Below are 24483 nucleotides of genomic sequence, written 5' to 3'. Positions count from 1 at the left end.
GTTGTCGGTGGTCACTGCAACTCCTCGAGCATCATCGAGCGGTGGTTGAGGTCATCGGCGAGTTTCTCGAAGGCCCGCTCCCAGGCGGTGTCGCCGCAGCGCCGCGCCGAGACGCTCGCCGCGCCGGCCGCGGAAACGGGCAGGTGTACCGCCGCCGCGGACAGCAGCGAGCGGTGCGCGCTGGGGCTGGTGCCGTGCGTCTCGGGCCGGCGCGCCGCCGCGCGGGCCCGCTCGAACAGCAGCAGAATCATGTGCTGTGCCAGCGGTTCCGGCCACGGGTGTCCCATGGCGGGCAGCAGGGCCTCGATCTCGGAGAGCCAGGACCCGTCCAGCGCGAGCAGATGTCTGGTCCGGTCGGGCAGCGGCAGCAACGCGAACAGCTCGCGCCTGCGCAGCATGGCGAGGTCGGTCGGTACGCCCGCGTCGAACAGGACCCGCGCCCAGGTCGAATCGTGCTGTGCCAGTGCGGCGTCCACCCAGCCGTCGAAGATCGGCTGGCGGAAGCGGTCGTCGATCTTGGCCTTGACGACCTTGGCCGGGCTGCCGAGCACGCTCGTCCAGTGCGCCAGCGGCGTCGCGGCGACGAGCTGGCGGAGTCGGCCCGCGGCGCTGTCGGGCGCGCCGCCCCACCGGTAACTGAACTCGACCGCGCGGTCGCTGATGCCGTCGCGCTGCGCCGCCTGATCGAGCGTCTCCGGCAGGGCGACCACGAGTTCGGTGTGCAGCAGCCGGTGCTCCACCCGGATCCACGCACCCGCGCGCCGGGTCATGCGCTGGGCGAACGCCGAATCGGGGAGTAGCGCAAGCAGTCCCGCGGCGGCGCGGCGCACATCGGCGCGCCGGTCGTCCAGTCCCGCCTCCAGCAGCGGCTCGTCGGCGCGCGCGAGGCCGTCGGCGAGCACCGCGAGCAGTTCGGCTTTCAGCGGACCGGATTCCTTGGGCCAGGCCGTCGCGAGTGTCTCGCGCGCCGCGTCGGCATCGGTGCGACGGAGTTCGGCGAGCCAGGCCAGACGTTGCGGCGGTTGGCCGTACTGCCACAGTTGCGCCGCCGAGGCCGGGGCGGGCTGGGCGCTCACCAGGTTTCGCCATTCCGGATGTTGGTCGGCGAGCCATCGTCCGCGGGTGCCAGCGAGACGCAGCAGCGGCTGCCGGAGTTCGGTGTTGCTCTTGGCTTGATCCAGCAACTGGGCGCACAGCGCGTCAGGGGCACGGTAGTCGTGCGGCGTGGCGGCGGCGAACCATTCGGGCAGGAAGGGGGAGCGCTCGCGCAGCATGCGCGCGAGGCGGGCCGCCGCCGGCTGCGGCAGCAGGGACCGGGTGTCGTCGGCGGCGGGTTCGGGCGTGGTCGCGGTGCTCGCCCGCGCGCCACCGCGCGCGAAAACATCCTGGAGTGCGGCAGATTCGAGGAGCCGCACGGCCGGGTCGGCGGGCAGGTGTGCGGCCATTTCGGCGACCGGTGCGGCGAGCTGGGCGAGGTCGGGCGCCCGTCGGGCGGTGCCCAGCAGTGCGACCGCGGTCAGGTCGTTTCCGCCGGCACCCTGCGGCGCCGGGGTATTCGCCGCCCCGCGACCGGCCGGATCGATCCGCGCCAGATCGAGGACCTCGCCCGCCGTGCACACCGAGATCGGCGTCAAACCGGCGGTGGTCCATTCGGCGGCGACGGTCACCGGGTGCCCGCCCGAGACGCCCAGCAGCCGCCAGGGCTGCTCGGCACTCGACACCGGTAGCGCCGCCCCATCGGATCCGACTATGTACCAACCGCTTTCGGAATGGACCGGCACGACGTCGACGAGCAGCACCGGCCAGCCGCGCAGCCAGGGGTCGGCGCCGAGGGCCGCGGCGTGCTCGGCCAGCGCCGCCGCGATGGTGCCCGGCCGGTCCGGGGAAACCGGCAGCGTCGTGAAAGGCTCTGGCGCACTGTGCTGTTCACCCCACAGCGCGCGCAGCGGGGCGGCGCCCGGGTAGAAGTGCAGCTCCGCGTCGGCGAGCAAGCCCAGCGCCGGTACCTCGGCGGGGAAGCCGGGCGACCCGAACGAATGGTCCACCACCAGTGCCCAGCGTCGCGACGCCCGCCCGTACAGCCAGGTGCGCCGGGTGTAGAGGCGCTCCTCCTCGGTGATGCGGACGCCGAGCACCATCCACCGGTCCCGGACCGCCGGTTCGGCGCGCACCGACTCGGCCGGATTCGGATAGCCGATGTGGGTGCGGACGCTGGCCTGTAGCGCAGGGGCCAGGTCGTCGAGCCGGCGATGGGCGGCGATCAGCAGATGCAGCCGTGCGTATTCGCGCAGCACCGCGTCCGGCCAATCGGGCTTGGTCACCACGGTGACCGGCAGCTGACGCAACGCGGCGGCGACACCGGGGGCCTGGGCATCGACCATGCGGGCGGCGATCGTCTCGAACGCACGGAACGAGCGGTCGGTCTGAGCGAGGCCGGTGCGGACCTGGTCGCCGAGCCAGACCTCGAGTTCCGCCAGCCCCGCGGTGACCCGGACCCGGCGCTGTTCGGCCGTGGCCGGATTCGCCGTGCGCCCGGCGGCGGCCGGTGTGGGCCGCGCGGCGCGGGCCGCCCGGCCATCGATCCACGCGGCCGCGAAGTCGGCGAGTACCGGCACGTCCTCGACGCGGCCCGCCGCCCATTCGAGCAACAGCGACAGCGCGTGCTTGCACGGGAATTTGCGACTGGGGCAAGAGCATTTGTAGGCAGGTCCGTCGAGATCGACGACGGTCTGATACGGCTTGGCGCCGCTGCCCTGGCACAGCCCCCACAGCGCGGTGTCGTGCCGCCCGGTACCGCGCCAGCGCCCGGCCAGCCCGCGCGCGGCGGACAGCGAGCTCGCGTCCGGTGCGAGCGCCGTGACCTGGTCCTCGCTCCAGCGCGGCATGTGTTCCCCCGTTCCTCGGTTGACGGATTTCTACCGCAGCCCACCGACAAGTCTGCCGTCACCCCGGCAGGGGTTCGCGGGGGCGCGCGACGGCCCGGCGGGTCGGCCGGTGGCACGGAAAATACTGTGCCGTCGATGGATTCGATACCCAAAACATCTTGCACAGGTGGGGGTTGTCTGGCATTCTGTCCTGTTCGGCTCGACCGAGCCACCCAAATCGGGTGTTACACCATCGAGCTGCCCGCCGGGGCTGGCGAGGGGTGGACATCGAAGCGCGGCCCCAGCCGATTCGATGGCCATATCCATCCCCGCGGGCAGATTCGCACCAGGTTCACCACCGCCGTCTCCGGTGGGCGAAAGCGGCCCGATCGGGTAGCGTTTCGCACAGCTTCGACAGTGCGCCGCCGGAAGCGCCTGCGCGTCAGGCGGGCGCACGGGATCGAAAGGACCTGTAGCGGCTCGGTGGTGGAGGGGGTTCCCGACGAGATGCGTCCCGACGCCGATCCGGTGCCGCGGCTGAGCGAGGTGGTCACCCGCAGGCTCGCCGCGGACCCCGCGGTGACCCCTTCGGTGGCTCGCACCGTCCTGCGCGCCCTCGGTGGCAGCGAAAACGACGACCGCGCACCGGTATTCGACGACTGCGGGATCTTTCTGCGGACCATCCGGGTGCGCGGTTTCCGCGGCATCGGCCCGGAGGCGGAACTGCAGTTGCCGCCGGGGCCCGGGCTCACCCTCGTGGTGGGCCGCAACGGCAGCGGCAAATCCAGTTTCGCCGAAGCCGCGGAACTGGTGTTCACCGGCGGGAATCGGCGCTGGGACGGCCGGTCGGCGGCCTGGCGCGAGGGGTGGCGCAACCTGCACGCCGGCGAGTCGGCGCGCATCGAGGTCGAGTTGTTCAGCGCGGGCAGTCAGTCGGCCCACCCGTCGCCCGACCACCACCCCCCACGGAATCGCTCCGCGATGCTCGCCCACCCGTCGCCCGACCACCACCCCTCATGGAGTCGCTCCGCGATGCTCACTATCGCCAAGGAGTGGGCGGCCGACGCGGACCTGGCCGACGCGCACTGGACCGAACGGCATCCCCCCGGCGCGCCAACGGAATTCGACGTCGACCGGTGGGCGGGACGCCTGGAGCTGTACCGCCCGTTCCTGTCCTACAGCGAACTCGGCGCGCTGGTCGACGGCAAACCGAGTGACCTGTTCGACGCGCTGCACCAACTGCTCGGCCTCGACGAACTGACGTTGGCGCAGGAGCGGATTCGGCTGCGCCGCCTGGAATTGGAACGCGCCGTGCGGGATTCCCGGCAGGAGCGGCTCGAACTGCTGGAGGCGCTCGACGGCGTGGCCGACGACCGCGCGGTGCGGGTCACCGGCCTGCTGCGGCCCGCGCAACCGGATCTCACCGCGGTGGGCAACGAGGTGATCGGCACCTTCGACGACCCCGGCGGCCCGGCCGGCCTGCGCGCGATCGTGCGGCTCACCCTGCCCAGCGCGGCGGAGGTGGCGGCGGTGGCCACCCGGCTCGCCGAGTGCGGCACCGCGCTGACCGAGGGCACCACCGCCGACGCCGAGGCCGATCTGCGGGTGCTCGAGCTGCTGCGCCGGGCCCGGGCGCACCATGCGGCGAGCGGTGCGTGTCCGTGTCCGGTGTGCGGTCGCGGTGCGCTGGACGACGCGTGGCTGACGCAGGCCGACGATTCCATCGCGAGGCTGGCCGCGCGGGTCGACGCCTTGACCACCGCGCGCACCGAACTCGGCCGCGCGTTGCAGGCCGCCCGATCGCTGCCCGATCTCGTGCCGCCGGAACTGGAGTACGACCCGCGCAACCCGCCCTCGGTGGACACCTCGGCGGTGCGCCGGGCCTGGGCCGACTGGGCCGCGCTCACCGCCGCCGACTACAGCGCCGAGCTGCCGGACCGGCTGCGCGGCGCGCACGCCAGACTGGTCGACGAACTCGAGCAGGTGCAGCAGGGCACCCGCAAGGAGCTCGACCGGCTCGACGAGGTGTGGACCCCGCTGGTGCCGCGCATCGTGAGCTGGCTGGAGGGCGCGCGCGAGGTCGCCGCGCACGCCGCGGAACTGCGCACCACCAAGAAGGCCGAGGAGTGGCTCAAGTCGGCCACCGCGGGCCTGCGCGGAGAGCGCATGACGCCGTTGGAGACCACGGCGCGCTGGGTCTGGCAGACGCTGCGCCAGCAGAGCAACGTGGAGCTCGGCGCGATTCGCTTGCAGGGCAATGCCGGAACGGCGCGCCGGGTGCTGCTCGACGTCACCGTCGACGAGGTGGACGGCGCCGCGCTCGGCGTGATGAGCCAGGGCGAGTTGCACGCGCTCGGCCTGTCGTTGTTCCTGCCGCGGGCCACGGTCGAGGAGAGCCCGTTCCGTTTCGTCATGATCGATGACCCGGTGCAGGCCATGGACCCGGCGAAGGTGGACGGCCTGGCCCAGGTGCTCGCCGCGGTCGCCTGGACGCGGCAGGTGGTGGTGTTCACCCATGACGAGCGCCTCGCCGAGGCGGTGCGCCGGATGGAGCTCGACGCCACCGTGCTGGAGGTGCAGCGGCGCGATCGGTCCGTGGTCGAGGTGCGCGTGTCCAGCGATCCGGTCCGCCGCTATCTCGATGATGCCCGCGCGCTCGTGCGCACCCCGCAGCTGCCGCAGGCGATCGCCGACGAACTCGTCGCCACCTGCTGCCGGTCGGCGGTGGAGGCGGCCAGTCTGTCCCGGGCCCGGCGCACCCTGCTCGCCGACGGCATGAACCACCGGGAAGTGGAGCGCTACATCGATTCCGCCCACTCCACCCGGGCGAAGGTCGCGCTCGCGGTGATGGGGGTGGGCGGCAAGGTGGACGATCTCAACAAGCATCTGGTCGCCCGCGAAGGCAAGTGGGTGGTCGAGGCGCTGCGCGACGCCACCGCGGGCGCGCATGTGCCGATCGGCCGCAGCATGCGCGAATTGATCACCGAGACCGAACGATTCGTCGCCTGGCTGGCTCGATGACGAAGGCGTGCCGATGACCGAGCGGCGTACCCCGCGCGGTCCGCGCCGCGGCCCGCGGCGCAATGGCAAACCGGGACAACCGAAGCCGAGGCCGCGGCCGTCGGTGGCCGAGCGACTGGACACGGTCGACAAGCTGCTCTCCGGCGCGGTCACCGACGCGGGCGGACTGTGGTCCCGGGCCACCGCGTGGATCCTGCGCATCGCGCTGGAACAGTCGGTGGACGAGCTGTGGGTCCGGGTGGCGCCCGCCCTGATGCGCTGTCCGATGCGCGCGCAGCTGATCGCGTTGCGGGCCTTCGCCGGACCGGAGGTGGCGGCCCGGGTGGGCGTGCTGTGGGCCGCGCTGTCGCGCGCCGCGCACCACCACGATTACGAACTCGCCCCGAGCGTCACCGATCTGCGCCGTTGGCGCGAACAGACCGTGGCGCTCGCCGCGGACCTGGCCGCGGCCGGTGCATCCGCGTCGAGGCCACCCCGGGGTGAGCTGTGATCAGGGTGACGCGCGAGAATCAAGGGATGAGTGGGACGCGGATGTGTCCGTGTGGCCGAGGCGAAGCCTTCGACGACTGCTGCGGGCCGGTGCTGAACGGGAAACGTGCGGCGGCGACCGCCGAGGCGTTGATGCGTTCGCGCTACACCGCATTCGCGGTGGGGGACACCGAATATCTGAAGCAGTCATGGCATCCGCGCACCCGGCCCGCCGAGGTGGACCTGGATCCGGGGCAGCGGTGGCTGTTCCTGGAGATCCTGCGCACCGCGGACGGCGGGCTGTTCGACGAGTCCGGGCTGGTCGAGTTCGTCGCGCACTACCGCGCGGACGGCACCCGCGGTTCGCTGCACGAGGTGAGCCGATTCCTGCGCGCCGACGGGGCCTGGGTCTACCTGGACGGCGAGATCGAGGCCTGAGGGTACGGTGACCGGCATGCCGCGTGTCGCGATCGAATACTGCACCCAGTGCCGCTGGTTGCTGCGTGCCAGTTGGATGGCGCAGGAACTGCTGACCACCTTCGCGGCCGAACTCGGTGAGGTGGCGCTGGTTCCGGGCACCGGTGGCGTCTTCCGGATCACCGTCGACGGCGCTCAGGTGTGGGAGCGCAAGGCGGACGGCGGTTTTCCCGACATCGCAGTGCTCAAGCAACGGGTACGCGACCGGGTCGCCCCCGAACGTGATCTCGGCCACGCCGATCGCCGCGACTGAATCGTTGCTCCGTGATCGAGCGCGGGTGTCCGGACCGGGCGGTTCATCCATCTCGGAGCAGGGCGGCATCGCGTGGTCTCAGCTCGAAGGCGATGTGCCGTGACTGCGTTCATGTTGTTGCACAAATGTAAAACACGCAGGTAAGATGGGGTGCATGGCGGCAACGGGGAATAGAGCTCGGGACAGGACCACGAAGGCTAGAAGTAAGAAGCAGTCGGATCAGCCTCGGACGGGCGTGACGCAGGCCCGAGGCAAGGGAACAACTATAGGTTTCAGGCCCAATGGGCATGACCGGGAACTGCTGATCAAGCTCGCACGTGAGGGTGAGACGCAGACAGACGTATTGCGGCGTTCCCTGGAGGCTTTGGAGCAACTGGAGTGGGAGCGGCAGGCCCAAGAAGTGGCGAACCAGCTTCTCGACGCTGGTGAGGATCTCAGCGACGAACCGGATGCCTGGTGATCCGGGGCGCAATCCACAAGATCAACTTGGGGGAGGTGAAGCGCGGACACGAACAGCGGGGTAGGCGGTATGGGGTGATCCTGTCTGTGACGAACTGGAGCATGGTGACCGTGGTCCCGACCTCCACGGGCGCGCAGGATTCTCCGTGGCGACCGGCAATCGAACTCATGGATCAGCGAACGTTGTTGATGGTCGATCAGATTCGATCGTTGGACACGAACTACGTGCTGGAGTCGGTGGGGTTCCTGTCAGCAGCCGAGCAGGCTGTGTTGGATCAGGCAATACGCCGATACCTGAGACTGTGAGCGTGTGCTTCGGGAGCCCTTTAGGTGCTCAGGTGTGGGAGCGCAAGGCGGACGGCGGTTTTCCCGACATCGCAGTGCTCAAGCAACGGGTACGCGACCGGGTCGCCCCCGAACGTGATCTCGGCCACGCCGATCGCCGCGACTGAATCGTTGCCGCGCCGGGGTCAGGCGCAGCAACCGCCGCCGCAGCAGCCGCCGGAGGGGGCCGATGGCGGACTCGGCGTCGCCGCCGCGCCACCCCGGCTGACCGTGCCGAACGTGGTCAGCAGCTTGACTGTGTCGGCGTGGCCGCTCGGGCAGGACGCCGGCGCCGACGACTCCGCCATCGGGCGGTTCATCTCGAAGGTGTCCCCGCAACTGCGGCACCGATAGCTGTAACTCGGCATCGGTAAAGCGTACCGCCCATGGTCTCAGCATGGTGCGTCGCACGTTTACACCGTCAGGATGGACGTACTCTCGAAGAAGAGATCACGAGGTGCGGGACCCGCTGGAGCAAACCGGCAGCACACCAACGGGTCGCTGGTGGGAGGTGCGAACATGGGCACACAGTTCGAGACAGCACCGGACTGGGAGGTGCGCGGCGCCGAGCCAGTGGTCGCCACGGCCGCGGGAAAAGTGCGCGGACGCTGGGACGGACCGATCGCCTACTGGCGCAGCATCCCCTACGCGGCCGCGCCGAGCGGGGCCGACCGCTTCCGGCCGCCGCGGCCCGCGCCGAGCTGGGACGGCATCCGCGACTGCGCCGCGTTCGGCGAGATCGCGCCGCAGACCATGGGCAATATGGTTCCGGTCGATTCGGACCTGCGGATGGGCGAGGACTGCCTGTGGCTGAACGTCTGGGCGCCCCGGCGTGCGGACGGCGAAGCGATCGAGCCGTTCGATTCGGGTGAACCGCGCCCGGTCCTGGTCTGGCTGCACGGCGGCGCCTACTGCCTCGGGACGGCGGCCCAGGGCATCTACGACGGCCGCAAACTCGCCGAGACCGGCGATGTCGTGGTGGTCACGGTGAACTACCGGCTCGGCGCGCTCGGCTTCCTCGATCTGTCCTCGCTGCCCGGCCCGTTCACCCCGAATCTCGGCCTGCACGATCAGATCGCCGCGCTGGCCTGGGTGCGCGACAACATCGCCGCGTTCGGTGGCGACCCGGGCAATGTCACGCTGTTCGGCGAATCCTCCGGCGCGGGCTGCGTCACGGCATTGCTCACCTCACCGAGTGCGGCCGGGCTGTTCCACAAGGCGATCGCGCAGAGCCCGCCCGCGACCACGGTGTTCGGCAAGAACCGGGCGGCCGGGGTGGCCCGGCGCTTCCTGGAACTGCTGGAGCTGCCCGCCTCGCGCGCGGTCGAACTGCTCGACTGGCCGATCGAGAAGATCGTCGAGGTGGCGGGGATCCTGCTGGACGAGATTCCGCTGAAGGAGCCGGGCCGGTTGGCCGCGGCGCCGGTGGTGGACGGCGACCTGTTGCCGACCTATCCGATCGATCGGTTCCAGCACGGCCGCTCGCATCGGGTGCCGCTGATGATCGGCACCAACAAGGACGAGGCCTCGCTGTTCCGGGTGTTCCGCTCGCCGATCATGCCGGTGACCCCGGACGCGGTGAACGCAATGCTCAACGACGTGGCGGCCGCCCACCCGGAATGGTCACACGAGCGGATCGCCGAGATCACCTCGGCCTATCCCGATCTCGACAAAACCCGTGGCGCGCTGGCCATGTCCGGCGACGCCGCGTTCCGGATGCCGGCGCACTGGGTCGCCGACGCGCACGCCCAGCACTCGCCGACCTGGATGTACCGGTTCGACCATGCGACGCCGATGCTGCGCGCGGCCCGGGTCGGTGCCGGGCATGCCACCGAATTGCCTTATGTGTTCGGCAATTTCGGCTCGTTCAATCATGATCCGACGTTCTGGCTCGGCGGTCGCAAGGTGGCCATGGAGGTGTCGGGCCGGATGATGCGGCGCTGGCTCGCGTTCGCCACGCACGGCGTCCCGGCGGCGCTCGACGGGTCCAAGCATTGGCCGCCGTACCGTCCGTCGACCCGGACCACGCTGCTGATCGACACCGTCGACCGGGTGGTCGACAACCCGGACCGCGACCTGCACACCGCGTGGGGCGAACAGGCCGTGGGCTTCAGCTGACGGTGCCCGCTACGCAGGCAACTGGTTGTACCCGAACACGTTGATGAAGTAGTTGCCCGGGATCAGCTGGTTCATGGCGTGCCACTGGCCGCCGGGATCGCGCTGGTAGTAGCTCACGCCCAGGGCGCCCGCGTCGTAGCAGACGATGTCGGCGGTGCCGAACGGACTCCAATACGTCGTGCCCGGGCGGCCCAGTTCCAGCGGCGTGCGGAACAAGTGGCTGCACGGGGTGATGCTCGGTTCGTAGATCGAGGGCGCCGCCACGGCGGTCGGCGCGAATCCTATTGCACAGCCGGCGAATACGGCGGCGGCCAGCACACGGGGGGCGAATTTCCCCATTCGATGTCTCTCCTCGGCTCTTGCGGTCGGTGAACAGTGCGCACACGCGGTGGTCCCGCGGCGCACGCCACGAGACCCCGCGCTGCACCCTGCCAGACCGGCCGTCGCCACGGAACCGTTTCCGCCCGGTAGCTTTTCGGGCCGGCGGATCAGACGTCGGTGGAGAAGCGGATACCGCCGTCGGGAATCTCGACGCCGGGCCAGACCCGGGCGCCGCGTAGTAGCTCGCAGCGGGCACCCACCTGCGCGCCGTCACCGATGACGCCGTCGCGCACCAGCGCGCGCGGACCGATCCGGGCGCCGAAGCCGATGATCGAGCGCTCGACCGTCGCGCCCGCTTCGATGACCGCGCCGTCGAAGATGACCGCGCCGTCGAGCCGGGCGCCCGCGCCGACCTCGGCCCCGCGACCGACGACGGTGCCCCCGATGAGCAGCGCGCCCGGTGCGACACCCGCGCCCGGGTGGACGAGCGATTCGCCGCGCTGGCCGGGCAGCGCGGGCGAGGGGGCGATACCGCGGACCAGATCGGCGGAGCCGCGCACGAAGTCCTCGGGGGTGCCCATATCGCGCCAGTAGGAGGAGTCGACATGCCCCTGCACGCGCGCGCCCTCGGCGAGCAACGAGGGGAACACCTCGCGCTCCACCGACACCGGGCGTCCGGACGGGATCTTCTCGATGTATTCGCGCCGGAAGACGTAGCAGCCGGCGTTGATCTGATCGGTCGGCGGATCCTGCGTCTTCTCCAGGAACGCGGTGACCCGGCCGTCCGCGTCGGTCGGCACACAGCCGAACGCGCGTGGATCGCTGACCCGGACCAGGTGCAGCGTGACGTCGGCATTGGTGGACTCGTGCGTGTCGAGCACCGCGCCGAGTTCGGTGCCGCCGAGCACGTCGCCGTTGAACACCATCACGGTGTCGGCGCGCAGCTTGGGCAGTACGTTGCGGATGCCGCCGCCGGTGCCGAGCGGCTCGGTCTCGGTGACGTATTCGATGTCGAGGCCGAGCTCGGCGCCGTCACCGAAATGCTCCTCGAACACCTCCGCCTTGAACGAGGTGCCGAGCACGACGTGGGTGATGCCTGCGTCCGCGATGCGGGCGAGCAGATGCGTCAGGAACGGCAGCCCGGCCGTCGGCAGCATCGGCTTCGGTGCCGAGAGGGTCAGCGGGCGCAGCCGCGTCCCCTGCCCGCCCACCAGGATCACGGCGTCGGTGCCTGCATTTCCTGCCATTCAAGGTCCCCTGTTCACAGTGGATCGAGTGTTGCGCGCGCCGAGGTTCGGCCCGCCTGAGGTGCACCGGGCCGCCGTGTACGACGGCCCTGCGCCATTGTCGCTCAGCAACCGCCGAATCGATGAGTTTTCCCAGGCCTGCCGCTCAGCTGCCCTGGTATCGGGATACCCGTTTCGCGCGCTAGGCCGGGTGACCCGCTTCCCGCGCCTGTTGGCGCAGCGCCGATCGAACCGCAATCCGGGAGCGCACCGCAAGTCCGGCGCGCAGCGCCAGCCGCAGCGGCAGCTGCCACCAGTGCGGGTGCCGGTCGGCCTGGAAGCGGTAGGCGCTGGCGTGGTGGGCGGGCAGCATCTTCTCCGGGTGCCGTCCCGCGGCGTGCCCCTTGGCGTGGGTGACCTCGGCCGAGGGCACGAACACGTTGTGCCAGCCCGCCTTGCCCATCCGGTCGCCGAAGTCGACGTCCTCCATGTACATGAAGTAGCGCGAGTCGAAACCGTCGATCGAGTCGAAGGCCGCGCGCCGCACCAGCAGGCAGGAGCCGGACAGCCAGCCGACCGCGCGCTCGGAGATCTCCTCGTTCTCCTGCCGGTAACGACGGGTCCACGGATTCGTCTTCCACACCGTGCCGAGGATCGCGTGCCCCGCGCCGTCGAGCAGTCCGGGCACCCGGCGCGCCGACGGGTAGACGCTGCCGTCCGGTTCCAGCACCAGCGGGCCCACCGCGCCGGCCCGCGGCCAGCGCTGCGCGGCGGCGAGCAACTGGTCGATGGCGTCGGTGCCCCAGCGGATGTCGGGGTTGGCGATCACGATGAATTCGATGGCCGGATCGATCTCGGCGACAGCGCGGTTGATCGCGCCGCCGTAGCCGATGTTGCCGCCGGTGCGTAGCAGTCGCACGTGCGAGTTGGCCTCGGCGACCAGCTCCGGCACCCCGTCGGTGGAGCCGTTGTCGGCGAGGATCACCTGTGGCTTCTCGGTCGTGGCATCGGCCAGCGTGGTGATGAAGTGCTCGAGGTGTTCGCCGGGTGAATAGGTCACCGTGACGACGGCCAGGCCCGCGCTGGCGGAATCGGAATCACTCACGGCCGCTGAGCCTAGTGGTCGCGGCCGGACCCAGTCCATCGGACGAGCGGGACAGCGCCTCGTCCAGCGCGGCTCGCCACGGACGCAGCGGGGTGAGCCCCGCGTCGTGCCAGGCCCGCGGCGACAACACCGAATATGCCGGGCGCCGTGCGGGTCTCGGATACGCGGACGAATCGCACGGGCGCACCCGGGCCGGATCGGCGCCCACCGCCGCGAACACCGCGCGCGCGAGCTCGAACCAGCTGGCCTGCCCGGCGTTGGTGGCGTGCAGCAGGCGCGGGGCGTCGGGCCGCCCGGCCAATTCCAGCAGCGCGGCGGCGAGATCGGCGGCGTAGGTGGGTGATCCGAGTTGGTCGTCGACCACATCGACGGTGTCGCGTTCGCGTTCCAGCCGGCGCATGGTGGCGACGAAATCGCTGCCGTGCCCGGTGTATACCCATGCGGTGCGCACCACGTGCGCCTGCGGCGCGAGCGCCAGCACGGCCTTTTCGCCCGCGAGTTTGGACTGTCCGTAGACCGTGACCGGCCCGGTCGGGTCGGTGGTCTCGTAGGGGCGTGCGCCGGTCCCCGCGAAAACGTAGTCGGTGGAGACGTGGATCAGCCGCGCCCCGGCCCGGGCGCAGGCGGCGGCGAGCACGGCCGGTCCGGTCTCGTTGCCCGCGAACGCCGCGGCGATCTCGGTCTCGGCCTGATCGACCGCGGTGTAGGCGGCGCAGTTGAGCACCACGGCCCCCGGCCGGAGCGCGGCGGCGACCGCGTCCGGGTCGGTGATGTCCAGATCGGCGCGGCTCAGCGCGCGCGCGGCGGGCGCGAGCCGCAGCAGTTCCCGCCCGAGCTGTCCGCGGGCTCCCGTCACGACCAGACTCGCGGGTGCGACGGGGCCGGGCGGTGTCGAGGTCGTCACAGTTGTCAAGTCTGGCACGCGGGCGCGGGCACGCCGCCACACCTGCGGATTGCCGGTCGGACCGGCGGTATTCGTTAGCCTTCGAGCAGGCGCCCCCGACTCGCGTGCGTGGCGCGGCGATGTTTGCCAAATGGTTGCGGGGGTTATGGAAAGGTGGGGTGGTCGAGCAGACCGCGTGGCGGAAGCAGACCCAGAGCGTGTCGAAAGGATGTCGAGTTGTCGAGAGGTTGCAGGTTAGCCGCGGCGCGGAAGGTGCACGGTGACCCGGCCGCGCGGCGCTGAATCGCCGCTGCCCGCCGGCGGTCCGCTGCGCGCGCTGGCCGCGGTGGTCGCCGCCGTGGTGTTCGTCATCACCGGTTTCGCCTGGCACAGCGTCGACAGCCTGATCTCCAATATCGAGCGCATCGGCGGACTCGGACTCGGCGGCGGCCGCGACGGCGCCGTCGACATCCTGCTCGTCGGCGTGGACAGTCGCACCGACGCACACGGCAATCCGCTCAGCGACCGGGAACGCGCGATGCTGCACGCGGGCGACGAGGTGGGCACGAACACCGACACCATCGTGCTGATCCGGGTGCCGAACGACGGGCGCTCCGCGACCGCGATCTCGATCCCGCGCGACTCCTATGTCGACATCCCCGATCTGGGCAAGGGCAAGATCAATTCGGCCTACGGCGCCACCAAGGAGACCCAGCGGCTGAAGCTGATCAACCAGGGCGTCGCGGAGGACGAGGCGGACAAGCAGTCCACCAAGGCCGGCCGCCAGGCGCTGATCAAGTCCGTGGCCACGCTCACCGGCATCAGTGTCGACCACTACGCCGAGGTGAGCCTGCTCGGCTTCGTGCTGCTCACCGATGCCGTCGGCGGCGTCGAGGTCTGTTTGAACAACCCGGTCGACGAGTGGATGTCGGGCGCCGACTTCCCGGCCGGACGCCAGCGCCTGGACGGCCCCGCGGCGTTGAGTTTCGTGCGGCAGCGGCACAATCTGCCGCGCGGCGACCTGGACCGGATCGTGCGCCAGCAGGTGTTCATGGCCCAGCTGGTCGGTCAGGTGCTCAGCGCCAGGACGCTCAGCAATCCGGGACGGATGAAGCAGCTCAGCGACGCCGTCGGCCGCACGGTGGTGCTCGACGACGACTGGGACGTGCTCGCGTTCCTGCAACAGCTGCAAGACCTTTCGGGCGGTCAGGTGAAGTTCGAGACCATTCCGGTCACCGATCTGAACTACATGACCGCGGGCGGCGAATCGGTGGTGCGGGTCGATCCCGCCGCGGTCAAGTCGTATGTGTCGTCGCTGGTCGACGGCAAGTCCGAGGAGACGGCCGCCGAGCCCACCCTGGATCCGGCCACGGTGACCGTCAGCGTGTACAACGCCAGCGGCATCGGCGGCCTGGCGGGCAAGGTGGCACAGGCGTTGACCGGCAAGGGGTTTCATGAAGGGCTGGTCGGCAACTACACCGGTCCGAACGTGACGAGCAGCCGGGTGCTCGCCGCGAACACCGGCGACGCCAAGGCCAAGGCGGTGGCGAAGGCGCTCGGCGGGCTGCCGGTGCTGGCCGACACCTCCCTGTCCCCGGATTCGGTGAGCGTCGTGCTGGCGAGCGACTATTCTGGTCCGGGTTCGGCGGCTGGGAGCATGTTCGACTTCTCCGGAACGTCGAGCGCCACCGCCACGCCAGTCCCGCCCGCCCCACCGATCGACGCAGGCCAGAACGGACCGAAATGCGTGAACTAGACAGGCGTGAATCAGTCGATGCGTGAATTCCAAGAGTCGCTCACCCTGACCGAGCGGGTGCTCGACCCGATTCTCGAGCGTGAGCCGGCCGGCCCGCGCGTGACCTACTACGACGATGCCACCGGCGCCCGGATCGAACTGTCCGGGCTGACCCTGGCGAACTGGGCCGCCAAGACGGCCAACCTGGTCAGGGACGAATTCGGGCTCAGCCCCGGCGCCCGGATCGCGGTGCTGCTGCCCGCGCACTGGCAGACCGCCGCCGTTCTGCTCGGCTGCTGGTGGGCGGGTACCGAGGTGGTGCTGCGCCCGGACGACGACGCCGAACTCGCCCTGGTGACGCCCGACCGGCTCGACGACACCCAGCAGGTGGCCGAGGTCGCGGCGCTGTCGCTGGACGCGCTCGGCGCCCCGGTGCGCGACCTGCCGATCGGCGTGACCGACTTCGCCACCTCGGTACGCGTGCACGGCGACCAGTTCCGGCCCGCGGGCGCGGGCGCGGCGCTCGACGGCATGACCGTCCCGGAGGTCCTCGCCGAGGCGAAGAAATCCGCTATGCGCCAAGGCATTTCCGAAGGCGACCGGGTGCTGTCCAGCACGCCGTGGGACACCCCCGCCGAGCTGATCGACGGTTTCATCGCCGTGCTGGCCGCGGGCGCGAGCCTGGTCCAGGTCGCCAATCCCGATCCGGCGCTGCGCGAGCGGCGCATCGAAGCGGAGAAGGTCACCGCGCAGCGCGGGTGAGCCCGGATTTCGCCGGACCGGTACGCGGCGCGGGGTGGGCGCAGTACTTTGGGTGTGGTTCTGCGGGATCTGGCGCTCTGCTGTCGACGGACTCCTACCGCGGTATAGGTCGAAGTCCGACTGGGGCACGTTCCACATTCTGACCGGGTTCCGTACGGTGGTCATCAGGCACAACGACGGAGTTGGTGAACTATGAAGCCGCAGTATTGGTTCCGCTGGTTGTCCGTGCAGGGCGCGCCCCGCCTGGTGCTACGCAGGCAGGCCAAACGCGGCGAGCCGTTCGCCGAACTGCTCGGCGGGCCCACCGGCTTCGGCAATCCCTATCCGCTGATCGAGCAGCTGCGCGGCGAGGGCCGGATCATCCGCACCGCGCTGTCCTGGGCCACCTTCGACTACGAGCTGTGCCGAGGCGTGCTGCGCGACAGCCGATTCGGCGTGCGCACCACCGAGAACTTCGATATCCCCGGCCCGATCCAGAAGCTGGCCAGGTATTTCCCGCTGCCGCCGAACCCGGTGGAGCCGCCCTCGATGCTGGTGATCGACCCGCCGGAACACACCCGGATGCGCAAGCCGGTGGCCTCGGCGTTCACGCCGCGCGCCATCGCCCGGCTGCGCGAGCGGGTCGAGACGGTCACCACGGAGCTGCTCGCGACGCTGCCCGCCGGCGGGTCCGCCGACCTGATCAGCGCGTACGCCGCGCAGGTGCCGATCGCGATCATCTCCGAGATGCTCGGCTTCCCCGACAAGGACCGGGAACTGTTCCTGCGCTGGGGCGATCTGACGACCCCGCTGCTCGACCTCGGCATCTCCTGGCGCGCGCACCGGCGCGCGATGGCGGCGATGGAGGTGATGAACAGCTACCTCGACGAGCACATCGCCCGGCTGCGCCGCACGCCCGGCGACGACATCCTGAGCACCCTGGTGAGTGCGGGCGAACTGAACAACCTGGAACTCAAGGCCACCGCGAGCCTGCTGATGGGTGCCGGCTTCGAGACCACGGTCAACCTCATCGGCAACGGGGTGGTGCAGCTGATCGCCCACCCGGACCAGCTGGCCCGGCTGCGCGAGGAGCCGGAGCTGTGGCCCAACGCGGTCGAAGAGGTGCTGCGCTTCGATGCCCCGGTGCAGACCACCGCGCGCACCGCGGTCCGCGACGCCGAGGTCGGCGGCGTGCCAATCCGGGCGGGCGAGACCATCGTGCTGTCGCTCGCGGGCGCGAACCGCGATCCCGCGATGTTCACCGAACCGCAGCGCTTCGATGTCGGCCGGCCGAATGCCAAGGAGCACTTGACCTTCAGCAGCGGCATCCACGTCTGTCTGGGCGCGAGCCTGGCCAGGATGGAAGGCGTGCACGCCCTGCGCGCCCTGTTCGAACGCTTTCCCGACCTGCGGCTGGACGGCACGCCGCAGCGCCGGGAACTGTTCACGCTGCACGGCTACGAGCAGCTGCCGGTCCGCCTCGGCCGCAGCGTCTCCGCCACGGAACCCGCGACGGTCTGAGGTCGATCGAGCAGGCCCGTCGCGCCGGTCTCGTCGGCGAAACCCCGTTCAGGTCTTGGATTTCCAGACGTAGCGGGTCTTGGGGCGGCCCGCGCGGCCGTAGTCGGAGCGGCGGGTCACCAGGCCGTCGTCGGCGAGCTTCTCCAGGTAGCGCCACGCGGTGATGCGGGAGACGCCGATGGTGGTCGCGGTGTCCGCGGCGGTGATGCCCTCCGGTGCCGCGCGCACGGTCCGGGAGATCTCGTCGAGTGTTTGCGGCGCAACGCCTTTGGGGGTGGTGGCGCGCTGGTCCGGGGTGCGCAGCGCGCTGAGGGCACGGTCGATGTCGTGCTGGGACACCGCGGTCTCGCCGGCGGGCAGCGCGGTGCGGAATTCCCGGTAGCGGTCCAGCTTGTCGCGAAAGGCCGCGAAGGTGAACGGCTTCAGCAGATACAGCACCACGCCGTGCGAGACCGCGGTGCGCACCATCGCGAGGTCGCGAGCGGAGGTGATGGCGATGACGTCCGGACGCGGCGCGAGGCCGGTCAGCGCCGCCGCGACATCGAGCCCGCTCGCGTCGGGTAGGCCGATGTCCATGAGCACCAGGTCGATCGGGGTGCCCTCGGCCGCGTTGTCGGCGGCGGCGCGCATCGCCTCCCGGCCGGTGTGCGCCACGCCGACGGGGACGAAGCCCTCGATGCGGTCCACGTAGGCGCGGTGCGCCTCGGCGATGAGGGGTTCGTCCTCGACGATCAGCACTCGGATCACTGTGCGTCCTTTCGCGGAATCGTCACGGTAACCGCGCTTTCCGGATCTAGGTCGGTACGAATGGTCCCCCCGTGCCGGGCCACCAGGCGGTGCACCAGCGCGAGGCCGAGTCCGTGATGGTCGGCCTTGGTCGAATAGCCGCGCTGGGACGCGCGGTCGAATATCTCCTCGGACATGCCGGGGCCGCTGTCCGCGACCCGCAGGTACAGTGCCGAATCTTGTTGCCGCAGTGTCACTTCCACCCAGCCGTTCGGGCTCTCCGCGGCGGCGTCGATGGCGTTGTCGGTCAGGTTGCCGACCAGGGTGACCATCTCCTGCGGCGAGAGCGGCTCGATCGAGTCGAGCGCGGTCTCCTCGGTGACGGTCAATTCGACGCTGCGCTCGTTGGCCTGGTTCACCTTGCCGAGCAGCAGTGCGGCCAGCGCGGGCGCGCCCACCGCGGCGAACAGCCGGTCGATGAGGGTCTGGGAGAGTTCGAGTTCCGAGGTGGCGAACGCGACGGCCTCGCGGTAGCGGCCGAGCTCCACCATGGTGACCACGGTGTGCAGCCGGTTGGCGGATTCGTGCGCCTGCGCGTGCAGCGATTCGGCGAAGCTGCGCACCGAATCGAGTTCGCCCATCACCTCCCGCAATTCGGTGTGATCGCGGATCGTCATCACGGTGCCGATCGGTCTGCCCTCCCAGGTGACGATGTCCTGGTTGATGAGCAGGATGCGGTCCCCGGTCACGTGCATCTCGTCGCGCACCACGCCCCAGCTCATCTGCTGCATGGAGACCGGCAGGTCGCCGCGGCGCACCTCGCCCGCGGGCAGCCCGAGCAGCTCGCGGGCCTGGTCGTTCACCACCTCCGCGCGCTCGCCCGCCATGCCGAACACCACCAGGCCCTCGTGGATCGAGTGCAGTACGGCGTCGTGCTGTTCGTAGAGTGCGCGCAGTTCGGCGGGTGCGAGTCCGTGGGTCTGCCTGCGCAGCCTGCGGCTCAGCAGAAACGAGCCGCTGCCCGCGACGATCAGGCCCGCCGCGGCGACGCCGAGGATCAGCGGCAGCTGCGTGGCGACCTGATCGCCGATCTTGGCCCGGGTCACCCCGGCCGACACCAGCGCGACCACCCGGTTGCCGTCGTAGACCGGCGCCACCGCGCGGATCGAGGGGCCCAGGGTGCCGGTGAACGTCTCGGTGAAGGTCTCCCCGGCCAGCGCGCGATCGATGTTCCCGCTGAACGGCTTGCCGATCATGTCCGGGTTGGTGTGGGTGTACCGGGTCCGGTCCGGCGCCATGACCACCAGGAAATCCATGCCGGTCGACAACCGGACCCGCTCGGTGACCGGTTGCAGCAGCCGGGTCGGGTCGGTCGAGTAGACGGCCGAGAGGGTGGACGGTGCCTCAGCGATGCTCACCGCGACATCCCTCACCTCGCGGGTGGTGGTCACGTCGCTGTGATGGCGCGCGTCGACGACCGCGAGCACCGCGCCGACGATGACCATCAGGGTCAACACGATCAGCTGCAGCGCGAAGGCCTGACCGGCCAGGGATAGCCGACCGCGTCTCAATTACTGCCTTCCGCCGCTGAACGTAATGCACCAAACCGTGACCGGTGTCACCTGCACGGCCATCATTCTGCCTGGGGGTCGTGAGGCACCTCACGTCGGCACCACCTCGGAGGACACCAATCGCATGACCGAAGCAACACCACAAGCAGCACCGAAGAAGCGCGACCGGACCCACTGGCTGTACCTGGCCGTCATCGTGGCGGTCGTCGCGGGCATTCTCGTCGGTTGGCGTGCACCCGGCTTCGGGGTGGCTGTTGCTCCGCTCGGCACCATCTTCGTGAACCTGATCAAGATGATGATCGCGCCGGTCATCTTCTGCACGATCGTGCTCGGCATCGGTTCCATCCGGACCGCGGCCACGGTCGGCAAGGTCGGCGGCCTGGCCATCGGGTACTTCCTGGTGATGTCGACCTTCGCGCTCGGCATCGGGCTGGTCGTCGGCAATCTGCTGCAGCCGGGCACCGGGTTGAACATCGCCTCGACCACCAAGGCGGGCCACGATCTCGCCACCACGGCCGAAAAAGCAGGCGACACCTGGAAATTCATCAGCGACATCGTCCCGACGACGCTGTTCTCCTCGCTCACCTCGGGCAGCGTCCTGCAGGCCCTTTTCATCGCGGTGCTGTCGGGTTTCGCCCTGCAGGCCATGGGCAAGACCGGCGAGCCGATCCTGCGCGGCATCGGCCTGCTGCAGAAGCTGGTGTTCCGCATCCTGGTGATGATCCTGTGGCTGGCGCCGATCGGCGCGTTCGGTGCGATCGCCAACGTGGTCGGCAAGACCGGGCTCGACGCCGTGGTGAAGTTGGGCACGTTGATGATCGCGTTCTACCTGACCTGTTTGGTGTTCGTCTTCGGTGTGCTCGGCGTCGTGCTGTGGTCGGTGTCGCGGGTGTCGGTGCTGAAACTGGTCCGCTACTTGGCGCGTGAGTACCTGCTGATCGTCGCGACGTCGTCCTCCGAATCCGCGCTGCCTCGGCTGATCGCGAAAATGGAGCACATGGGCGTCGAGCGGACGACCGTGGGTGTGGTTGTGCCGACCGGGTATTCGTTCAATTTGGATGGCACTGCAATCTACCTGACCATGGCCTCTATTTTCATCGCCGACGCGATGGGCAAACCGCTCAGCATCGGCGAGCAGATCGGCCTGCTGCTGTTCATGATCATCGCCTCGAAGGGCGCCGCGGGGGTCACCGGCGCGGGGCTGGCGACGCTGGCCGGCGGGTTGCAGAGCCATCGGCCCGAACTGCTGGACGGCGTCGGCTTGATCGTCGGCATCGACCGCTTCATGTCCGAGGCCCGGGCCCTCACCAATTTCTCCGGTAATGCCGTGGCCACCGTGCTCATCGGTACCTGGACCAAGACCATCGACAACGACCGCGTGCGCGAGGTACTCGACCGCAAGCTGCCGTTCGATGAACAGACCATGGTCGATCACGACCACGGCGCGCAGCCGCAGCAGGAGCCCGACACCACGGACCTGGTTCGCGCATAGCTGCACTGTGAAACACGAAGGGCCCGCAGGATCTGCGGGCCCTTCGCGCGTGCAGGGGTGGGTTCAGGAGGCCCACTTCGCCGGGTTGAGGTGGTACTGGGCGAGCGCGGTGGCGTGCCCGTGCCCCATGGCGTGCTCCGACTTCAGCCATTCGACCAGGGCCTTGTGCGCGGTGATGCCGGAATCGCGCAGGGTGCTCAGCCACTCGTCGATGGTGCGGCCGTACTTGGCTTCGATCGAGGGGAAGTAGGACGCGGGGCCGTGCGGCTTGGTTGCCATGGTCTCTCCTGGGCTCGGGCGGTGTTCGAAGGTATGGACGGGGGAGATCTGCGGAATTCATCGCCGGGCCGCGGAGTGTGGTGCGGGTCACCAGTGCCGCGAATGCTGTTCTACGCGAGCACAACAGCCCGGTACCGCGCGGTACCGGGCTGTTGTGCGCGGGGTCAGGCGTTGACGAGTTGACGCGCCGGGGCCGAGCGGCGCGCGAGCTGGTGCTCCCGCAGCAGCAGCGCGCCGGTGCCCGCGACGAAGGCGGCGGTGAGACCGTGGATGCCGAAGGCCGCGGCCGTGGAACCGTGCCGGCTGAGCACGGTGAGCATGTCGCCGACCGGCACCAGGGCGACGACGAGCGTGACGATGCCGAGCGCGTAGCGCTGCCGCATGGCGAGCAGCACCAGGATGAGCACGCCGAACACGGTGTCGCGCACGCCTTTCAGGTTCAGGAACGCGGCCTCCTCGCCGTCTGGCCAGGCGGGCAGGCCGAAGCCGGGGGCGATGACCTCGGGCGTGAACAGGTAGCTGATCCCGATGTAGAGGATGAACGCCGCGCCGGCGAGCGAGAATGCGGTGGCGATGCGGGAGATGGTCATGGCGGGAGGCTCCTCGATGATGCTCTGAATTCTAGCGGCGCTAGGTTCAAGAGCGACGATAGGGCATCCGGGCCGAGCTTGTCTAGCGCTGCTAGGATTTCTCTTCGTGAGCCCCCAGACGCGCAAGGAACGTGAACGAGCCGAACGCCACCAGCGGATCATCGACACCGCGCGGGAACTGGCGGAAACGCAGGGCTGGGAGGCGGTGACGGTGCGCAAACTGGCCGAACGCATCGAATACAGCCAGCCCGTGCTGTACAGCCACTTCGCGGGCAAATCGGCGATCGTGGCCGCGGTCGCCGAGCAGGGCATCATCGACCTCACCGGCGAGATGCGCCGGGCCCACGCCGCCGCCGCGGGCCCCGCCGACGCGATGGCCCGGGTGGCCCGCGCGTACCTGGATTTCGCGGCCGCCCACCCGGCCCGCTACGACGCCATGTTCTCGATGAACATCGATCTGGTCTTCGGCCTGGACGCCCCGCAGCCGCTCAAGGACGCGTTCGCCGAACTGGAGGCGATGTTCCGGCCATTCGTCGACGACGCCGAACTCGGCGCCCGCACGGAGGTGGCCTGGAGCGCGATCCACGGTTTGGCGACCCTGGATCGCGGCCATCGGCTGCGGCCGGAGCTGCGCGATCAGCGGCTCGAGATTCTCGTCGCCGAATGGCTGAGCGCGGTGGGCGCCGATTCGGCGTAGCCGCCGCGCCGAGTGCGACGGTGTGCCGAAACACGATTCCGTGCGTCCGATTCCCGGGCCGGTAGCGTGGGAGGCATGCCTGATGTTGTGGTAGTCGGCTCCGGACCCAACGGACTCGCCGCCGCGGTGATCCTGGCGAAAGCCGGGCTCGCGGTGGAGGTGTACGAGGCGGAGGACGCCGCGGGCGGCGGATCGCGCACGGCGGAACTGACCCTGCCCGGCTTCTGGCACGACATCTGCGCCGGTGCGCATCCGATGGCCTTGGCGTCACCGTTCTTTCGCGCGTTCGACCTCGCGGCGCACGGCGTCGAGCTGCTGATCCCGGAGGCGTCCTACGCGCATCCCATGGACGGCGGCACGGCGGGCATCGCATGGCGCGATCTCGACCGCACCGCCGCGGGCCTGGGCCGGGACGGCTCGACCTGGCGAAAACTGTTCGGTCCGTTGGTCGAGAACTGGGACTCGGTCGTCGACCTGGCGATGTCGGACCTGCGCCGGCTGCCGAAGGATCTGCTGACCGCCACGCGTTTCGGCCTGCGCACCCTGGAACAGGGAACGCCGTTGTGGAACATCAGGTTTCACGAGGAGACCGCCGCCGCGCTGCTGACCGGCGTGGCCACGCACGCGATCACGCCGCCGCGTGCCATCCCCGCCGCGGGCGCCGGGCTGATGCTCGGCACGCTGGCGCACGCCGGTGGCTGGGCGATCCCGCGCGGCGGCAGCCAGGCGATTCCCGATGCGCTCAGCGCCGAACTCGAACGCCTCGGCGGCCGGGTGCACACCAAGACCCGGATCGACTCGCTCGGCGAGTTCGACAGCGCCCGCGCCGTGCTGCTCGACCTCGCGCCCGCCGAGCTGATCCGGCTGGCCGGGCATCGGCTGCCGGACCGCTATGTGCAGCGGCTGAACAAGTTTCGCTACGGTGGCGCCGCCTGCAAGGTCGACTTCGCGCTCGCCGGGCCGGTGCCCTGGCAGGCGGAGGGGATGGCGCAGGCGGGCACCGCGCACCTGATCGGCACGCGGGCCGAGGCGATGGCCGCCGAACGCGCGGTGGCCGCCGGGCAGCACGCGGCACGGCCCTACGTGCTGTCCATCCAGCCCGGCGTGGTCGATCCGTCGCGCGCCCCCGCCGGGCAGCACACCTTCTACACCTACGCACACGTGCCGAACGGCTCCACGCGGGACGTCAGCGAAACGGTGATCGCGCAGGTCGAACGCTTCGCGCCCGGCTTCCGCGACCTGATCCTGGCCAAGCACGTCTACACGGCGGCCGAGATGCCTTCGCACAACGCGAATTACGTCGGCGGCGATATCTCGGCGGGCGCGATGACGCTGCGCCAGTTCGCCTTCCGTCCGATCGCCGGCTGGAACCCGTACGCGACACCACTTCCCGGCGTCTACCTGTGTTCCGGGTCGACCCCACCCGGCCCCGGCGTGCACGGCATGTCCGGCGTGCACGCCGCCCGGCACGCGCTGCGCCGGCGCTTCGGCATCACCACCGACCCACTGGACCTACTCCGCGCGTAGCCGGCCTGAGCCGCCGCACCAGTTCTGCTCCGTCACAACGGTTTGCGCTGTCGCACCGGGCTTGCGTTCCCGCACCAGTTCTGCG

23 protein-coding genes and 1 pseudogene are annotated in these 24483 nt (G+C 70.1%); 14 read left to right on the top strand and 10 right to left on the bottom strand.

All coding sequences use genetic code 11. The features are described from left to right. Positions 1 to 11 precede the first annotated feature (11 nt). Positions 12 to 2885 (bottom strand): SWIM zinc finger family protein, encoded by a 2874-nt coding sequence (locus tag NVU01S_RS21935; RefSeq protein ID WP_043673204.1) that lies wholly within the window; start codon positions 2883 to 2885, stop codon positions 12 to 14. Between the two features lie 462 nt (positions 2886 to 3347). Between NVU01S_RS21935 and NVU01S_RS21930 the strand changes: the two genes are divergently transcribed. From NVU01S_RS21930 to NVU01S_RS42590, 7 genes and pseudogenes are all read left to right on the top strand, one after another. Further along, positions 3348 to 5885, top strand: coding sequence for an AAA family ATPase (locus NVU01S_RS21930; protein ID WP_082032117.1), 2538 nt, complete (start codon positions 3348 to 3350; stop codon positions 5883 to 5885). 13 nt (positions 5886 to 5898) lie between these two features. After that, positions 5899 to 6375, top strand: coding sequence for a hypothetical protein (locus NVU01S_RS21925; protein WP_043673207.1), 477 nt, complete (start codon positions 5899 to 5901; stop codon positions 6373 to 6375). A 26-nt stretch (positions 6376 to 6401) separates the two neighbouring features. Beyond that, the gene (locus NVU01S_RS21920; protein WP_029901494.1) at positions 6402 to 6791 is read left to right on the top strand and encodes a YchJ family protein; all 390 of its coding nucleotides are present in this window, start codon (positions 6402 to 6404) and stop codon (positions 6789 to 6791) included. Between the two features lie 16 nt (positions 6792 to 6807). Then, positions 6808 to 7083 (top strand): Rdx family protein, encoded by a 276-nt coding sequence (locus tag NVU01S_RS21915; protein WP_043673393.1) that lies wholly within the window; start codon positions 6808 to 6810, stop codon positions 7081 to 7083. 235 nt (positions 7084 to 7318) lie between these two features. Beyond that, positions 7319 to 7543, top strand: a complete 225-nt coding sequence (locus NVU01S_RS21910) for a hypothetical protein (protein ID WP_043673210.1) — start codon at positions 7319 to 7321, stop codon at positions 7541 to 7543. Continuing rightward, positions 7540 to 7848: a type II toxin-antitoxin system PemK/MazF family toxin gene (locus NVU01S_RS21905; RefSeq protein WP_280140771.1), complete on the top strand. Its 309-nt coding sequence runs from the start codon at positions 7540 to 7542 to the stop codon at positions 7846 to 7848. The genes NVU01S_RS21910 and NVU01S_RS21905 overlap by 4 nt, the downstream gene beginning before the upstream one ends. 23 nt (positions 7849 to 7871) lie before the next feature. Further along, positions 7872 to 7994: pseudogene (locus NVU01S_RS42590) on the top strand (Rdx family protein); the annotation flags it as partial. A gap of 18 nt (positions 7995 to 8012) precedes the next feature. Here the strand turns inward: NVU01S_RS42590 and NVU01S_RS42585 are convergent. Further along, on the bottom strand, positions 8013 to 8186 hold the full coding sequence (locus NVU01S_RS42585; RefSeq protein WP_244467318.1) for a zinc ribbon domain-containing protein: 174 nt from the start codon (positions 8184 to 8186) through the stop codon (positions 8013 to 8015). Positions 8187 to 8385: 199 nt separating this feature from the next. Between NVU01S_RS42585 and NVU01S_RS21895 the strand changes: the two genes are divergently transcribed. Then, positions 8386 to 9984 carry a carboxylesterase/lipase family protein gene (locus NVU01S_RS21895; protein WP_082032119.1) on the top strand — a complete coding sequence of 533 codons (1599 nt, stop codon included), beginning with the start codon at positions 8386 to 8388 and terminating at the stop codon, positions 9982 to 9984. A gap of 9 nt (positions 9985 to 9993) precedes the next feature. Here the strand turns inward: NVU01S_RS21895 and NVU01S_RS21890 are convergent, their stop codons facing one another. The 4 genes from NVU01S_RS21890 to rfbD all read right to left on the bottom strand — a co-directional run bounded on the left by NVU01S_RS21890 (position 9994) and on the right by rfbD (position 13540). Beyond that, positions 9994 to 10323 carry a hypothetical protein gene (locus tag NVU01S_RS21890; RefSeq protein WP_043673220.1) on the bottom strand — a complete coding sequence of 110 codons (330 nt, stop codon included), beginning with the start codon at positions 10321 to 10323 and terminating at the stop codon, positions 9994 to 9996. Between the two features lie 149 nt (positions 10324 to 10472). Next, a complete protein-coding gene (gene manB / locus NVU01S_RS21885; RefSeq protein ID WP_042264111.1) occupies positions 10473 to 11552 on the bottom strand; it encodes a mannose-1-phosphate guanylyltransferase in 1080 nt (359 codons plus the stop codon). Between the two features lie 181 nt (positions 11553 to 11733). Continuing rightward, the gene (locus NVU01S_RS21880) at positions 11734 to 12675 is read right to left on the bottom strand and encodes a glycosyltransferase family 2 protein (RefSeq protein ID WP_052280772.1); all 942 of its coding nucleotides are present in this window, start codon (positions 12673 to 12675) and stop codon (positions 11734 to 11736) included. Continuing rightward, entirely contained in the window at positions 12629 to 13540 is a 912-nt protein-coding gene (gene rfbD / locus NVU01S_RS21875; protein ID WP_043673226.1) for a dTDP-4-dehydrorhamnose reductase, read from the bottom strand. The genes NVU01S_RS21880 and rfbD overlap by 47 nt, the downstream gene beginning before the upstream one ends. 259 nt (positions 13541 to 13799) lie before the next feature. Between rfbD and NVU01S_RS21870 the strand changes: the two genes are divergently transcribed. From NVU01S_RS21870 to NVU01S_RS21860, 3 genes are all read left to right on the top strand, one after another. Further along, positions 13800 to 15275 carry an LCP family protein gene (locus tag NVU01S_RS21870; RefSeq protein WP_444980755.1) on the top strand — a complete coding sequence of 492 codons (1476 nt, stop codon included), beginning with the start codon at positions 13800 to 13802 and terminating at the stop codon, positions 15273 to 15275. Positions 15276 to 15293: 18 nt separating this feature from the next. Then, positions 15294 to 16016, top strand: coding sequence for a TIGR03089 family protein (locus NVU01S_RS21865; protein ID WP_043673406.1), 723 nt, complete (start codon positions 15294 to 15296; stop codon positions 16014 to 16016). Positions 16017 to 16208: 192 nt separating this feature from the next. Beyond that, positions 16209 to 17516 (top strand): cytochrome P450, encoded by a 1308-nt coding sequence (locus tag NVU01S_RS21860; protein ID WP_043673228.1) that lies wholly within the window; start codon positions 16209 to 16211, stop codon positions 17514 to 17516. A 48-nt stretch (positions 17517 to 17564) separates the two neighbouring features. Here NVU01S_RS21860 and NVU01S_RS21855 read toward each other — a convergent pair whose 3' ends face one another. Both NVU01S_RS21855 and NVU01S_RS21850 read right to left on the bottom strand, forming a co-directional pair. Further along, positions 17565 to 18263: a response regulator gene (locus NVU01S_RS21855; RefSeq protein ID WP_014987843.1), complete on the bottom strand. Its 699-nt coding sequence runs from the start codon at positions 18261 to 18263 to the stop codon at positions 17565 to 17567. Further along, positions 18260 to 19747 carry a sensor histidine kinase gene (locus NVU01S_RS21850; protein ID WP_052280783.1) on the bottom strand — a complete coding sequence of 496 codons (1488 nt, stop codon included), beginning with the start codon at positions 19745 to 19747 and terminating at the stop codon, positions 18260 to 18262. Before NVU01S_RS21850 ends, NVU01S_RS21855 begins: the two co-directional genes overlap by 4 nt. A gap of 190 nt (positions 19748 to 19937) precedes the next feature. On the opposite strand from NVU01S_RS21850, the gene NVU01S_RS21845 reads away from it, so the two are divergent. Further along, complete coding sequence (locus NVU01S_RS21845) at positions 19938 to 21305, top strand: cation:dicarboxylate symporter family transporter (protein WP_043673409.1); 1368 nt, start codon at positions 19938 to 19940, stop codon at positions 21303 to 21305. A 63-nt stretch (positions 21306 to 21368) separates the two neighbouring features. On the opposite strand, the gene NVU01S_RS21840 is transcribed toward NVU01S_RS21845, so the two are convergent. Together NVU01S_RS21840 and NVU01S_RS21835 are read right to left on the bottom strand one after the other, a co-directional pair. Beyond that, a complete protein-coding gene (locus tag NVU01S_RS21840; RefSeq protein ID WP_043673234.1) occupies positions 21369 to 21584 on the bottom strand; it encodes a DUF4287 domain-containing protein in 216 nt (71 codons plus the stop codon). A gap of 164 nt (positions 21585 to 21748) precedes the next feature. Beyond that, complete coding sequence (locus NVU01S_RS21835; protein WP_043673235.1) at positions 21749 to 22174, bottom strand: DUF4267 domain-containing protein; 426 nt, start codon at positions 22172 to 22174, stop codon at positions 21749 to 21751. Positions 22175 to 22280: 106 nt separating this feature from the next. Here NVU01S_RS21835 and NVU01S_RS21830 point away from each other — a divergent pair, with 106 nt between their 5' ends. Both NVU01S_RS21830 and NVU01S_RS21825 read left to right on the top strand, forming a co-directional pair. Continuing rightward, the gene (locus tag NVU01S_RS21830) at positions 22281 to 22871 is read left to right on the top strand and encodes a TetR/AcrR family transcriptional regulator (RefSeq protein WP_043673238.1); all 591 of its coding nucleotides are present in this window, start codon (positions 22281 to 22283) and stop codon (positions 22869 to 22871) included. Positions 22872 to 22946: 75 nt separating this feature from the next. Further along, positions 22947 to 24398 carry a phytoene desaturase family protein gene (locus NVU01S_RS21825; RefSeq protein ID WP_043673241.1) on the top strand — a complete coding sequence of 484 codons (1452 nt, stop codon included), beginning with the start codon at positions 22947 to 22949 and terminating at the stop codon, positions 24396 to 24398. Positions 24399 to 24483 lie beyond the last annotated feature (85 nt).

The sequence above is a fragment of the Nocardia vulneris genome (assembly GCF_001613425.1).
GTDB lineage: Bacteria > Actinomycetota > Actinomycetes > Mycobacteriales > Mycobacteriaceae > Nocardia > Nocardia vulneris.
This window is presented reverse-complemented; position numbering and strand designations above follow the sequence as displayed.

Coding starts and splice junctions, on each gene's coding strand:
- NVU01S_RS21880 (WP_052280772.1), bottom strand. CDS start 12,675: ATGGACTGGGTCCGGCCGCGACCACTAGGCTCAGCGGCCGTGAGTGAT.
- NVU01S_RS42585 (WP_244467318.1), bottom strand. CDS start 8,186: ATGAACCGCCCGATGGCGGAGTCGTCGGCGCCGGCGTCCTGCCCGAGC.
- NVU01S_RS21860 (WP_043673228.1), top strand. CDS start 16,209: ATGAAGCCGCAGTATTGGTTCCGCTGGTTGTCCGTGCAGGGCGCGCCC.
- NVU01S_RS21890 (WP_043673220.1), bottom strand. CDS start 10,323: ATGGGGAAATTCGCCCCCCGTGTGCTGGCCGCCGCCGTATTCGCCGGC.
- NVU01S_RS21865 (WP_043673406.1), top strand. CDS start 15,294: ATGCGTGAATTCCAAGAGTCGCTCACCCTGACCGAGCGGGTGCTCGAC.
- NVU01S_RS21935 (WP_043673204.1), bottom strand. CDS start 2,885: ATGCCGCGCTGGAGCGAGGACCAGGTCACGGCGCTCGCACCGGACGCG.
- NVU01S_RS21840 (WP_043673234.1), bottom strand. CDS start 21,584: ATGGCAACCAAGCCGCACGGCCCCGCGTCCTACTTCCCCTCGATCGAA.
- NVU01S_RS21845 (WP_043673409.1), top strand. CDS start 19,938: ATGACCGAAGCAACACCACAAGCAGCACCGAAGAAGCGCGACCGGACC.
- NVU01S_RS21925 (WP_043673207.1), top strand. CDS start 5,899: ATGACCGAGCGGCGTACCCCGCGCGGTCCGCGCCGCGGCCCGCGGCGC.
- NVU01S_RS21920 (WP_029901494.1), top strand. CDS start 6,402: ATGAGTGGGACGCGGATGTGTCCGTGTGGCCGAGGCGAAGCCTTCGAC.
- NVU01S_RS21825 (WP_043673241.1), top strand. CDS start 22,947: ATGCCTGATGTTGTGGTAGTCGGCTCCGGACCCAACGGACTCGCCGCC.
- NVU01S_RS21915 (WP_043673393.1), top strand. CDS start 6,808: ATGCCGCGTGTCGCGATCGAATACTGCACCCAGTGCCGCTGGTTGCTG.
- NVU01S_RS21850 (WP_052280783.1), bottom strand. CDS start 19,747: ATGGTCATCGTCGGCGCGGTGCTCGCGGTCGTCGACGCGCGCCATCAC.
- manB (WP_042264111.1), bottom strand. CDS start 11,552: ATGGCAGGAAATGCAGGCACCGACGCCGTGATCCTGGTGGGCGGGCAG.
- NVU01S_RS21895 (WP_082032119.1), top strand. CDS start 8,386: ATGGGCACACAGTTCGAGACAGCACCGGACTGGGAGGTGCGCGGCGCC.
- NVU01S_RS21835 (WP_043673235.1), bottom strand. CDS start 22,174: ATGACCATCTCCCGCATCGCCACCGCATTCTCGCTCGCCGGCGCGGCG.